We start from the raw sequence: 12,277 nt of genomic DNA on the forward strand, positions 1-12,277 counted from the left end.
CGCCGCACGATGCCTGCTAGGGTGTAGTGCGCTTGCCCGCTCCCGTGCGAACGGCGGCTTCGTCGAAGATCGTCGCGGCGAATTCGACCGCGGCCGGCATCCGCGCGTCATGCATCAGCACGAATTCGACTTCCGGCAGTTCCGGCAAGCCGTCGGCCACGCCGAGCTCCCGGAGCGTGCCGTCGATCGCGCTGCGCGGCACCGGCGCGATCGCGATGCCGGCGCGCACGCATGTCCGGATGCCGCTGACGCTCGGGCTTTCGCACGCGATCCGGTAGCGCAGGTCGGCCAGCGCGAGCGCCTTGAGGGCGGCACCCCGGTACGGGCAAGGATCGGGGAAGCACGCGAGCGGCACCTCGCCTTCCGGCAACCGCTCGTGGCGCGCAAATGCCCAGACGAGCGGCTCTTGCCACAACGTCGCGCCCTGATCCGTGTGCGCGCACCGGCTGCCGATCACGAGATCGAATTCGCCGCTGGCATGCCGCCGAAACAGACTGTCGCCGATGTCGACCGTCAGGTCCAGCCGCAAGCCGCGCCGCGTGGCCGAGTGGCGGCGCATCACGTCCGGCAGCCAGCCTTCCGCGAAATCCTCCGATGCGCCGATGCGCAGCCGGGTATCGGCTGCGTCGCCGGCTCCCAGCCGCGCCCTCGCTTCCCCGCTCAGATTGAGCATCGCGCGCGCGTAACCGAGCAGCGTCTGGCCATGCGCGGTGAGCGTGACGCTGCGCGTATTGCGCACGAGCAGCGCCTGGCCGACCTGTTCTTCGAGACGAACGATCTGGGCGCTGACCGCGGACTGGCTGAGATTCAGCCTGCGACCGGCGCCGGTGAAACTCCGCACGTCGGCGACGGCGACGAACGTCTGAAGCAGCGCCGTGTCGAGAGGATTCTCCATTGATCACAAATCCGGGTTAATTCAATCAATTAATATCGTTTCCAAATTATAAGCGGGCTCGATACGCTGCGAACCGTAGTGGGCGACCGCGCATCCGGCGCGTCGCCGTCACTCCTGGCAAGGACCGGCTCCATGACGTGCGTGCTCTATATCGAAGGCTCACCCAACAAGGCATATTCCGCATCCATCGACGTGTGCAATGCGTTTCTCGACGCGTACCGGCACGCGCACCCCGATCATGAAATACGGAAGCTCGACGTGTGGGATCTGGCGATGCCCGAATTCGACGAAGACGCGCTGGCCGCGAAATATGCGGGGCTGAGCGGCACCGCGTTGACACCGTCGCAGGCGGCGGCATGGCAGCGGATCGAGCAGCTCGCAGCGCCGTTCCACGCAGCGGACAAGTTCCTGTTCGGCGTGCCGCTGTGGAACTTCAGTATTCCGTACAAGCTCAAGCACCTGATCGATGCGATCTCGCAGAAGGACGTGCTGTTCACGTTCGACGACGCGGGTTTTACCGGCAAGCTGGCCGGGAAAAAGGCGGCCGTGGTCTACGCGCGCGGGCTCGGTTATCAGTCGCCGGGTTCGTTTACGCCGGCCGCCGAGTTCGATCTTCAGCGCCCGTACATGGAAACCTGGCTCAGGTTCGTGGGCGTGACGGACGTCACGGGCATCGTCGTCGAGCGTACGTTGTTCGGTGCCGACGGAAAGGTCGATCGCAGCCGCGCGATCGACGAAGCCCGATCGATCGCGCGCGGGTTCTGACGCTGCCGCGCAGCGTATCCGGTGCGCCGGCGGTGTGCTCCCGGCGCTTGTGTCGGCGTGCGGCGCGGCCGCCCGGATCAGCGCCCGCCGCGCGCGATGGCGAGCGCGACGCCGAAGCCGACGAGCAGGCATCCGAAGGTGCGGTCGATCCAGTGCCGCAGCGACAGCAGGCGATCGCGGACGGCCGTCGCGGAGAAGCACACGGCCACCAGACTGAACCAGCCGGCGTGCGCCAGCGCGATGAATGCACCGTAGCCGATCTGCACGATCAGCGGTGTGTCGGGCCGCACGGCCTGCATGAACAGGCTGACGATGAACACCGTGGTCTTGGGGTTCAGCGCATTGGTCAGGAAGCCGGTGCGCAGCGCGGCCAGGTCCGACAGCGGTGCGGCCGGCGCGTCGGTCTGCCCGCTGCCGGCCTTCGTCATGAGCATCTTCACGCCGAGGTAGACCAGGTAGATCGCGCCGATCAGCTTGACGGCATTGAAGAGCCACAACGATTGCCGGATCAGCAGGCCGACGCCCAGCAGCGTGTAGCTCACGTGAACCGTGACGCCCAGCCCGATACCCAGCGCGGTGAGCACGCCCGAGCGGCGCGACAGCATCAGGCTGTTGCGCGTGACCATCGCGAAGTCCGGGCCCGGGCTGATCACGGCCAGCAGCGTGATGGTGACTACGACTATCAGTTCGGTCATCGTCCTGTCCTTGCGATTGATGATTTGATGGCGCAATCTTATGGGTCATGTTTCATCCGGAATAGCGATGATTTCTGACCAGAATGGTGAGTTGGATTCACAATCGATGCGCGCGAACCTGCCTTCGCTGATGGCGCTGCGTTGCTTCGAGGCGGCGGCGCGTCACGAAAATTTCAGCCGTGCCGCCGACGAGCTGTGCCTGACCCACGGCGCGGTCAGCCGCGCGGTGCGGCTGCTCGAGGACGACCTGGGCGTGGCGCTGTTCCAGCGGCGCAGCCGGCGCGTGTTCCTGACCGACGCGGGCCGCAAGCTGGCGCAGGCGGTCCACGACGGGCTGGGGCTGATGCGTCACGCCGCGCAGGAATTGCGCACCGAGGCCGCCCGGGCGCGGCGCTGGGTCCTGTCGTGCGAGCCGACGCTTCTGATGCGCTGGCTGATTCCGCGCTGGCCGGATTTTCAGGCGCGACATGCGGGCATCGACGTTCACCTGGCGGCCGCGGGTGGCCCGTTTTCATTCGACAGCGGCATCGACATGGCGATTCGACGCAACGACTTTGCGTGGCCGGCGGGTTATCACGCGGAGCGTCTGTTCGCGGAGCGGGTGGGGCCGGTGTGCCGGCCGGACAAGGTCGATGCGTGGTTTTCCGCTCGTCGCGGTGGTCACTCGTTGAAGACGGACGTTCCGCAGTTGCACACACGGACACGGCCGGACGCGTGGAAGGAATGGGCGGTTGCCGCGCATCAGCCGGCCGTGCGCGGGCGCGGGCAGGTGTTCGACCATTTCTACTTCAGCCTGCAGGCGGCGGTTGCGGGGCTGGGTGTCGCCATCGGCCCGTGGCATCTCGTTCGCGACGATATCGAAAGCGGTGTGCTGGTCGCGCCGATGGGGTTCGTCGAGGATGGTTCGCACTACTGCCTGTTGACGCCGGAGCCGGTGGTGGCAGGCCGTGCGCAGGCGGATGTGCTTGCGTGGTTGAGGGCGGTGGCCTGAACGGCACGCGGACGCCGCGGACGGGCGGTTGACGATGAGCGGGACCGGCGGCTTTCGACGTTGAAGTGGTGTGCTGACGACCGGCTCGGCCAGCGCGATCGGGCGACCTTGGTCGCAGTCGCTACGGTCGGGCGTCCGGCGCGGACGTCCTGCCCGTCACGTCCACGATGAAGTCGATTGCCGCGCGAATCGTCGGCGCATGTCTGAGGTCGGCATGTACGACCAGCCAGAGATCCGTTCGGGCGGCAGACGGCGCGACGTTCGTTCACGGGATGGCGCGGGCGTTGATCGTTTCGGTTCTGTTGCTGGTGGCCGGTGCGGTGATGGCGTGGCGGAATCTGGGGCAGGCAGGGGCGCGAGGAATTCGGGCTCGCGGGGCGAGCCCGCAACGTCAATGACCGACCCGATAGACGCGACCGCTATGCACGCCTTCCACGCTGCGTCGATAGGCCATGGCTACACGTGACGCCGGCACGCTCTCGCAGCCGGGAAAGAACGGACCGAACCGATCCATGGATTCCGTCAGCACCGTCGGGCTCACGACGTTGATCCGGATGCCGCGCGGAAAATCGCACGCGGCCGCGCGCACGAATCCTTCAATCCCGGCATTCGATGCGGCGGCATGGGCGCCTTGCGCAATCGGATCGTCGACCGCGATGCCCGAGGTCAGCGTGATCGACCCGCCGTCGACCAGGTAGTGCTGGCCCACCAGTGCGACGCGCACCTGGCTCAGCAGCTTGTCCTGCAATCCCTAGTGGAAATCGGCCGCCGTCATCTTCTCGATCGGGGCAAGGATGACATTGCCCGCGGCGGCGACGATTGCGTCGACTTGCCCGATCTTCTCGAACAGCGCACTCACGCTCTCGTCACGGGTGATGTCGACCTGATGGTCGCCGGAAGTGCGACCCACGCGAACGACTTCGTGTTTTCCGTCACGCGCAAGCTCATCTGCCACGGCACGACCGACGTCTCCGCCGGCGCCGATTACAACGATCTTCATGGAACCACTCCTTTTCGGTTTCAGGTTGGAGCAGCCATTGTTCTTCGAACCAATATTGAGATAAATGTGCTCTAATTTCCGACACTACTAATCGCCAGTTCGCAATATGGACAAGCTGCGTTCAATGGAAACCTTCGTTGCCGTCGTGGAAGGGGGCAACTTCACCGAGGCGGCGCAGCGGCTAGGCATGTCGGCGGTCATGGTGGGCAAGTACGTGCGCGAACTCGAAGAGCGACTCGGCGCGCGCATGCTGGAGCGCACCACGCGACGGCAGAGCCTGACGGATGCGGGGCGCGTGTTCTACGAAGACGCCAAGCGCGCGCTTGAACAGGTGCGGATCGCCGAGACGTCGGTCGAGCGATTGCGTGCGTCGCCGTCCGGCACGTTGCGGATCAGCGCGCCGATTACCTTCGGCGCATGCGTCGTCGCGCCGCTGGCCGCGACGTTCCAGCAGATGCATCCGCTCGTGCGCATCGAGTTGGCGTTGAGCAATCGCGTCGTCGACCTGGTGGACGAGGGTTTCGATCTCGCCGTTCGAATTGGCGAACTGGGTGACGTCGATCTGATCGCAAAGCCGTTGACCATGTATCGCATGGTGATTTGCGCATCGCCCGGTTACCTCGCGCGGCATGGACGTCCGGAGACGCCGCAGGATCTGGGCATGCATCACTGCCTGTCTCACTCCGTGTGGAACGGCCGTAACGGGTGGAAGCTCGGCGGGTGGGACGGGCCGCAGGTTTCGCAGGATCCGGTCTTCACGTGCGACGACGGGAACGGGCTGCGCATGGCCGCCATCGCGGGCGCGGGATTGTTGCTGCAGCCTGAAGTTCTGGTGGCGCACGATCTGGCGAGTGGCGCGCTGGTGCCGGTGTTGCAAGCGTACTTGCCGGCCCCGCACCCGGTTCATGTCGTGTATCGGCACGATCGGCGGCCATTGCCGAAGCTGACTCGTTTCGTCGAGCATTTGATCGAGCATGGTGCGGGGCCGGGGGGCGAAGTCGAACGCAGGTAGCGATCGTGGATTCGTGGCGAATCGAATGTCGACAGGAAACGACGCGTTGCTGGTGTCTATGTGTCAACTGAACCAACGGGAAGCAGGCGACGCGTCGCGAGCGCGTGGCACTTGAGAGCCGAAGCGATCGCCAGCCCGCTGGCGCCGCGCCATTTCTGCGCGGCCGGGATTCCATTGGCGACCGAGTCGAGGTTGAACGCCCAGGTTTCTAAGCGAGCGCGCGGTGGTACACGAAGCCGGCATTCGTTCCGCCGCCCCGACCTACGGCGATCTGAATATTGAGGTGTGCCATGGCCTCGAGATAACGGGCGTTGTCCAAGGGGCCGGTCACGACGGGCGCGAACCCCGCACTTTCCGCGATCCCGGCGACCGTCGTGTTGGCCTGGACGTCGTCGCCCGCGATGAATGCCGTAACGGCATGGCCGCCCCGATCGATGCGATCCGGCGTCATGATGTCGGCGAACACCGTGTTGAAGCACTTCACCAGACGCGCGCCCGGCAGCAGGTGGCCGATCGCCTCGGCTGCCGATCCGTCGGCCCCCAGCGGAAGTGGCGACCAGTCGTCCTTCAGCGCATTCGTTGCGTCAACAACGACCTTGCCGGCCAGCTGATGTGCAAGGGAGGGAAGTACCTCGGTGCACGCCTGATAGAGGACGGCGATGACGACAACATCACCATGCGCCGCAGCCTCTTCCAGCGACACGATTCGGTGCCGGGCGCCCGGACGCGCCCTCGCGGGATTGCGCAAGCCGACCACCACATCATGTCGCGCCGTGACCAGCAATTCGGCCAGATTCCCGCCAAAGTTTCCACCGCCCAGGAATGCGATCTTCATGGCATGTACCTCACGATTGATTGGGTGGCATCATTCTTTCAATTCCGGTTTCTGCAATCAATTAGGTACCCGAGGGTAACCATGACGAAGAAGATCGAGTTGCCGCCCGATGCGTTCCTGAAAGTCTGTCCGTCACGCGCGGTGCTCGCGCGTATCGGGCAGAAGTGGACCGTGCTGGCCATGGTCGCGATGAAGGATGGGCCGATGCGTTTTGGCGACATCAAGCGTCGCCTGGAAGGTGTGTCGCAGAAGATGCTGACCCAGACGCTGCGCGCGATGGAGCGCGACGGACTGGTGGTGCGCAATGTCTATGACGAACTGCCGCTGCGTGTGGAGTACGCGCTGAGTTCTCTGGCCGGTACGCTGCTTCCGCTCGTCATCGATCTCAAGGCGTGGGCGGAGAATGCGCTCGCGGCGATCGAGGCGAGTAATCGTGCGTTCGATCGTGAGCATGCGGAGTAGAGGGAGGGGGCTGGTTGGGTTCAAGCCTTTTATGTGCTGGCGTGCTCGTGGTTCGCGCGGTCACTCGCGAATCCGCTGACAACGCGGGTGCGTGACAATGCCCGGTTCCAACGTTTCTCCGATCACCTGCTGAACGATTCCATCAAGTTGTTGCATCGACCGGTTGAATCTGCACGAATGACCGAACGACCCGCGCTGGACATAAACCACCACACCCGCCGCTCAATCAAGATAAGGCTCCAACACCCCCTCGATCCAGTCCATGAAGGCCCGGACGCGAGGCGACAGATTGCGCCGATGGGCCACGACAAGCGACGCGGCGAGCGGCTCGGGACGCAAGTCGGGCAGCACCTCCACCAGCGCGCCGCTTTCGATGTAATGCGCAAGCGTCGGATATCCCGCCTGGATCAACCCAAGGCCTGCCAGCCCGGCTGCATGATAGGTCTGCACACTGTTGACCTGCATCGCGCTCGGCAGCGGAAGCGACGCATAGCCGTCGCCGTCCGGGTATTCCCATCCGGCGTGCCTGGCACCGAGTGTCAGCGTGTAGTGGATCATCCGGTGTCCCTGCGTGCGCAGGTCATCGAGCGTGTGCGGTGTGCCGTACCGCGCCAGATAGCTCGGGCTCGCCGCATTGGTCATCCGCAGTTTTCCCAGCGGGCGGGCAATCAGCGTCTCGTCGACGATCGGCCCGAGCCGGATCACGCAATCGAATCCTTCCTGGACGAGATCGACACGCCGATCGGTGCTCGAAAGTTCCAGTTCCAGTTCCGGATGCGCCGCCATCAGTTGCGGGAGTGCGGGAATCACGACGCTGCGTGCGAGCTCGGTGGGCATGTCGACGCGCAGCCTTCCCCGCAACGGTGTGCCGTTGCCGGAGAACATCGATTGCAATTCCTGTACTTCGGCCAGCAGGTCGCGCGCGCGTGAATAAAAGGCGCGCCCGTCTTCAGTCAGCTGAACGCGCCTCGTGGTCCGGTGCAGGAGCGCAACGCCCACATCCCGCTCCAGCTCACGGATCACCATCGACACACGTCCCTTCTGAATTCCGAGGCTTTCGGCCGCGCGCGTGAAGCTCGTCATTTCGGCGACACGGGCAAAGATCAAAAGCGCGTCGAGGTTTTGCATTGTTCACCCAGGGAGTAACAGAACGTTCAATTTGTCATCGTTTATAACTCAGTTGCGGCTCGGTAGAGTGGCTTTCCATGTTGTCCACCGCGGACAACCCGAACGAAAGGAAGCACCCATGACACCACACGCCGCTCCGGTCAACACAGTCGTCGTATACCACTCCGGCTACGGGCATACCGAGCGCATGGCAAGCGCTGTCGCCGAAGGCGCCCGCGCCGTGCTCGTCGCGATCGACAGCGAGGGAAACATTCCGGCGGATGCCTGGGAAACGCTCGCCGGCGCGGACGCGATCCTGTTCGGCTCGCCGACCTACATGGGCGGCCCGAGCTGGCAGTTCAAGAAGTTTGCCGACGCATCCTCGAAGGTCTGGTTCGAAGGCGGATGGCGGAACAAGATCTTTGGCGGCTTCACCAACAGCGCCAGCATCAACGGCGACAAGCTCAACACGCTCGAATACTTCTTCCTGCTGGCCGGGCAGCACGGCGGTATCTGGGTCAGCATGGACATCAAGCCGGCGAACGTGAAAGCCTCGATGCGTGACGACCTGAATCGCATGGGCGCCTATATCGGGCCGATGGCGCAAACGCCTGCCGATGCGTCGCCCGAGGAAATGTCGCCAGGCGACCTCGAGACGGCACGCCGCCATGGCATGCGCGTCGCGACGATCGCCGGACAGTTCCGGTCCGGAACACCTCGAGGCAACTGAAATCCCGGCATGCGCGACGGGACGGGACGTGACGCAACGCAACGGACGCCGCCGCATGCCATCCAGCCACGTTTGAAGGGAAGGGTGATGAAATACAAGCAACTGGGCCGCACCGGCCTGTACGTTTCCGAGTTGTGCCTCGGCACGATGACGCTGGGCGGCAACGCCGACGCCGGCATGTGGAAGGCGATCGGCGCCGTCGAACAGGACGAGGCGAACCAGCTGATAGCCCGCGCGCTTGCCGACGGAATCAATTTCATCGATACCGCCGACATTTACTCCTTTGGCCAGTCTGAACGCATCGTCGGGCAGGCTCTCCGGGACATCGGCGTGCCGCGCAGCGAGATCGTGCTCGCGACCAAGACGGCCGGCGTGACGGGCCGCAAGCCCAACGAACAGGGGGCGTCGCGCGGCCACATCATGGATTCCGTGCAGAGAAGCCTGGAACGGCTTCAGGTCGACCATATCGACCTGTACCAGATTCACGCCAACGATCCTGTCACGCCGATCGAAGAGACGCTGCGCGCCCTCGACGATCTCACGCGGCAGGGGCTGGTGCGATATGTCGGCGTGTCGAATTGGCGCGCGGGCAAGATCGGCAAGGCGCTCGGGCTGAGTGCGGCGCTTCGAGCCACGCGCTTCGAGACGCTCCAGGCCTACTATTCGATCGCCGGACGTGACGTCGAGCGCGAACTGGTGCCGCTCGTCGTCGAGGAGCAGATGGGGCTGCTCGTCTGGTCGCCCCTCGCCGGCGGGTTGCTGTCGGGGAAGTTCGGTCCCGGTGCGTCGACCGACAGCGGTTCGCGGCGCACCCATTTCGATTTTCCGCCGGTCGATCGCGAGCGAGCCTGGCCGTGCGTGGCAGAGATGCGCGCCATCGCCGATGCGCACGATGTCTCGGTCGCCCGGATCGCGCTCGCGTGGCTGCTTGCGAGGCCGCACGTCACGAGCGTGATTGTCGGCGCCAAACGGATCGAACAGCTTGAAGACAATCTCGGCGCGGTCGATGTCGTCCTGACCGAGGCCGAGCTTGCGCGTCTCGATGCCGAGAGTGCTTTGCCGGCCTGCTATCCCGGCTGGATGATCGAGCGTCAGGAGGCGGGCAGGCGCCCTCAACCTTTCCGGCGCGTCGCGTCGGAATAGAACCGGCTAATGCACCTCAATCCGGTCGAAGCAAGTCGTTGAAGATCGCCCCCCGCATTGAATTGCGTGTTCCTGCTACCCAAGAGAGATCGACATGCCAAAAGGTTATCTAATCGCACATGTCAGCGTTTCGGACCCCGTCGCCTATGCTGCTTATGCAGAAGCCGCGGGCGATGCAATCAAGGCTTTCGGCCCCAAGGTCATTGCGGCCTGGGGGCAGTATGAAAACCTCGAAGGCGAGGCCCATGAGCGGCATGTGGTCCTCGAGTTCGATTCGTTCGCCGAGGCCAGGCGTTTCTATGAGAGCCCCGAATACCAGACGGCCAAGGCGCTCCGCGCCGGGGCGGCAACCGGGACCTTCGTCATTCTCGAGGGGGCTTCATGACGCTGATCACGACACGTTCCAACATGAGCGTCTTCGGTTCGATTTCGCGGCAGGGGGGGCTCATGAATCGCGGCCGTCCTTCGCCGGAGGTGCCCGGCTTGCGAATGCGGGGACGCTGGTTTGCCGACACGTCCTCGCGGTGATCAATCATTCGGCTGAATGTCCCCCGGCCCATGCGACCGGACGAGCGACGGCCTGACGATGATCTTGCCGATAACCTGGCCAGATTCTTGCGCCTCGTGGGCTTCGACGATGGCGTCGAGCGCGACTTGCATGCCTATGGTCGGCGCATAGGCGCCGTCCGCGAGGCATTGGCTGATCGCCGAAACGGCTGCGGACTTGGCGGCTGCCGGGACGGTGTAAATGTAGACGAACCGGAATGAGCAGCCGGCGATCATGGCGTCGAGCAGGGGAAGCGGCACCTGATCGGCAGCGGATCCTACGGCGTACGAACTGATGATGCCGCCGTTGGCGAGGCAACGCATATCGATGGCGAGGTTGTCTTGCAGACTGACTTCCACGATACGATCGACTCCCCGCTGCCGTGTTGCCGACTTCACGATCGCGACCACATCCTGCAGCCGTCGATTGATCACGAGGTCGGCACCCGCACGCCGTGCGGCGTCCGCCTGTCCGGGCGTTGAAACGGTTGTCGCGACCCACGCGCCAGCCCATTTTGCGAGCAGGATTGCCGCGGTTCCGACTGCTCCCGCGCCGCCCTGGACGAGTATCGCGCAACCCTTGATGTCGCCGTCGGAGAAGAGGCAGCGATGGGCCGTGAGTGCCGGAATGCCCAGGCAGGCGCCGACCTCGAACGAAACGTTGTCGGGCAAGGGAACGGCCTGTGCTTCCGGCACGACCGCATATTCCGCGGCCGTGCCGAAGGGGCGGCGATATTGGGCTTCGAACAGCCACACCCGTTCGCCTGTCCGAGTCGGCGCAACGCCGGCACCGACCGCGTCGATCACGCCAGCGCCGTCTTGATGCGGAATGACCATCGGGAATGCGGAAGGGCCGGAGAAGCCGGTACGCGCCTTGATATCGCTGGGATTCAGGCCCGATGCGTGGATGCGCACGCGGACTTCGCCCGGACCCGGTTGCGGAACCGGAAAATCTCCGAGCCTCAATACTTCCGAAGCGTTGCCCTGACGTTCGTAATAAGCGGCCTTCATCGATCTGATCCCTTGAATGAGTCCGGTCGCCGGTTATCGGCGGCCGATGTAACGATGCCGGGACTATCGGCGGTCGGCCGCTTTTGCACAAGAAGGCACGTCTTTGATATATAGGGAAAGAAATTATCCTATTGGGAGCCGGCATGACATCTTCGGTTAGCACGTATCCGTGCTCGGTCGCCGCGACGGTCGATGTCGCGGGAGGGAAATGGAAGCCGCTGATCGTGCACTATCTGCTGGGCGGTACCAAAAGGTTCGGCGAGTTGCGCGGCTTGATCGGAGCGGTGACCCAGCGCTCGTTGACGTTGCAGCTTCGCGAGCTCGAATCGGATGGCATCGTGACCCGGACGGTTTTCGCCGAGGTTCCGCCCCGCGTCGAATACACGTTGACCGAATTCGGCAGAACGCTCGCCCCGGTGCTCGACGCGATGAAGCAATGGGGCGATGCTTACCTCGCGCGACTGGAGCAATCCGTGGGGCGCCGGCCGGGTTCGTGAGTGTGCCGTTGCGGCGCCGGTGGATGTCCGGACACCGTTGCCCGGCGAGTCGTTGAAAACGCACACGTGCCATAATTCGCCGGTTCCTGGGCTATCCGACGCATCGTGTCCTTCACGAAATGATTTTGTTCAGATCTCTTGCCGCCGCCTGCCTGTTGCTGGCGGGATGTATTGCCGCGGCGCACGCCGAAACGTATCCGCCAGAAGTGTCGAGAAACATCGACAAGCTCCAGTCCCGATGTGCCGGCAAGTCCAACGACCCCAAGGCGGCCGCCTGCATCGAATACAAGGACACGCTGGCCCGCACCGTTCCACCCGCTGTCCAGGCGTTGATGCGTCAGGAAGAAGTGGTCGATGGCCAATGCAGGAACGGCGCGGCACCGAAACTCTTGCCTGACGGGCAATATGCTCCGGGCAGTGCGTGCGCACAACGCGAGTTGATGATGAAAACCATTCGCCAGCACGGCTGGTGCTGGGGGCACACGGACATGGACAGCTATCATCCGGGCTGGGTGGTCTGTCATCCCGGTGAATGGCAGTGAAGCCGGGCGAAGCTGTTGCTGAAACGCTCGCGTGACGGCATCGGCG

14 protein-coding genes and 1 pseudogene are annotated in these 12,277 nt (G+C 64.2%); 9 read left to right on the forward strand and 6 right to left on the reverse strand.

The window, feature by feature from the left end; all coding sequences use genetic code 11:
• Positions 1–16: 16 nt before the first annotated feature.
• Entirely contained in the window at positions 17–895 is an 879-nt protein-coding gene (locus VK92_RS31355; RefSeq protein ID WP_048027625.1) for a LysR substrate-binding domain-containing protein, read from the reverse strand.
• 132 nt (positions 896–1,027) lie between these two features.
• On the opposite strand from VK92_RS31355, the gene VK92_RS31360 reads away from it, so the two are divergent.
• Positions 1,028–1,660, forward strand: a complete 633-nt coding sequence (locus VK92_RS31360) for an FMN-dependent NADH-azoreductase (protein WP_021160234.1) — start codon at positions 1,028–1,030, stop codon at positions 1,658–1,660.
• A gap of 77 nt (positions 1,661–1,737) precedes the next feature.
• Here the strand turns inward: VK92_RS31360 and VK92_RS31365 are convergent, their stop codons facing one another.
• A complete protein-coding gene (locus VK92_RS31365; protein ID WP_021160235.1) occupies positions 1,738–2,355 on the reverse strand; it encodes a LysE family translocator in 618 nt (205 codons plus the stop codon).
• 67 nt (positions 2,356–2,422) lie between these two features.
• Here VK92_RS31365 and VK92_RS31370 point away from each other — a divergent pair, with 67 nt between their 5' ends.
• Positions 2,423–3,346 (forward strand): LysR family transcriptional regulator, encoded by a 924-nt coding sequence (locus VK92_RS31370; RefSeq protein WP_048027618.1) that lies wholly within the window; start codon positions 2,423–2,425, stop codon positions 3,344–3,346.
• Between the two features lie 391 nt (positions 3,347–3,737).
• On the opposite strand, the pseudogene VK92_RS31375 reads toward VK92_RS31370, so the two are convergent.
• A pseudogene (locus tag VK92_RS31375) lies at positions 3,738–4,346 on the reverse strand (short chain dehydrogenase).
• Positions 4,347–4,452: 106 nt separating this feature from the next.
• On the opposite strand from VK92_RS31375, the gene VK92_RS31380 reads away from it, so the two are divergent.
• On the forward strand, positions 4,453–5,358 hold the full coding sequence (locus VK92_RS31380; RefSeq protein WP_048027614.1) for a LysR family transcriptional regulator: 906 nt from the start codon (positions 4,453–4,455) through the stop codon (positions 5,356–5,358).
• A gap of 208 nt (positions 5,359–5,566) precedes the next feature.
• On the opposite strand, the gene VK92_RS31385 is transcribed toward VK92_RS31380, so the two are convergent.
• A complete protein-coding gene (locus tag VK92_RS31385; RefSeq protein WP_048027612.1) occupies positions 5,567–6,193 on the reverse strand; it encodes an NADPH-dependent F420 reductase in 627 nt (208 codons plus the stop codon).
• Between the two features lie 81 nt (positions 6,194–6,274).
• Here VK92_RS31385 and VK92_RS31390 point away from each other — a divergent pair, with 81 nt between their 5' ends.
• The gene (locus VK92_RS31390; protein ID WP_048027610.1) at positions 6,275–6,655 is read left to right on the forward strand and encodes a winged helix-turn-helix transcriptional regulator; all 381 of its coding nucleotides are present in this window, start codon (positions 6,275–6,277) and stop codon (positions 6,653–6,655) included.
• Between the two features lie 222 nt (positions 6,656–6,877).
• Here VK92_RS31390 and VK92_RS31395 read toward each other — a convergent pair whose 3' ends face one another.
• Positions 6,878–7,783: a LysR family transcriptional regulator gene (locus VK92_RS31395; RefSeq protein WP_021160247.1), complete on the reverse strand. Its 906-nt coding sequence runs from the start codon at positions 7,781–7,783 to the stop codon at positions 6,878–6,880.
• Between the two features lie 118 nt (positions 7,784–7,901).
• Here VK92_RS31395 and VK92_RS31400 point away from each other — a divergent pair, with 118 nt between their 5' ends.
• The 3 genes from VK92_RS31400 (at position 7,902) to VK92_RS31410 (ending at position 10,020) form a co-directional block, all read left to right on the forward strand.
• Positions 7,902–8,492, forward strand: coding sequence for a flavodoxin family protein (locus VK92_RS31400; RefSeq protein ID WP_048027605.1), 591 nt, complete (start codon positions 7,902–7,904; stop codon positions 8,490–8,492).
• Between the two features lie 87 nt (positions 8,493–8,579).
• Positions 8,580–9,635, forward strand: coding sequence for an aldo/keto reductase (locus tag VK92_RS31405; protein WP_048027603.1), 1,056 nt, complete (start codon positions 8,580–8,582; stop codon positions 9,633–9,635).
• 94 nt (positions 9,636–9,729) lie between these two features.
• A complete protein-coding gene (locus tag VK92_RS31410) occupies positions 9,730–10,020 on the forward strand; it encodes a DUF1330 domain-containing protein (RefSeq protein WP_048027601.1) in 291 nt (96 codons plus the stop codon).
• Between the two features lie 143 nt (positions 10,021–10,163).
• Here the strand turns inward: VK92_RS31410 and VK92_RS31415 are convergent, their stop codons facing one another.
• Positions 10,164–11,192, reverse strand: coding sequence for an NADPH:quinone reductase (locus tag VK92_RS31415; RefSeq protein ID WP_048027600.1), 1,029 nt, complete (start codon positions 11,190–11,192; stop codon positions 10,164–10,166).
• 143 nt (positions 11,193–11,335) lie between these two features.
• Here VK92_RS31415 and VK92_RS31420 point away from each other — a divergent pair, with 143 nt between their 5' ends.
• Both VK92_RS31420 and VK92_RS31425 read left to right on the forward strand, forming a co-directional pair.
• Positions 11,336–11,689 carry a winged helix-turn-helix transcriptional regulator gene (locus VK92_RS31420; protein WP_048027598.1) on the forward strand — a complete coding sequence of 118 codons (354 nt, stop codon included), beginning with the start codon at positions 11,336–11,338 and terminating at the stop codon, positions 11,687–11,689.
• Between the two features lie 119 nt (positions 11,690–11,808).
• Positions 11,809–12,231, forward strand: a complete 423-nt coding sequence (locus tag VK92_RS31425) for a hypothetical protein (RefSeq protein WP_042975538.1) — start codon at positions 11,809–11,811, stop codon at positions 12,229–12,231.
• Positions 12,232–12,277 lie beyond the last annotated feature (46 nt).

Origin of the sequence: Burkholderia sp. LK4 (assembly GCF_001043615.1) — a bacterium.
GTDB classification, from domain to species: Bacteria; Pseudomonadota; Gammaproteobacteria; order Burkholderiales; family Burkholderiaceae; genus Burkholderia; species Burkholderia cepacia.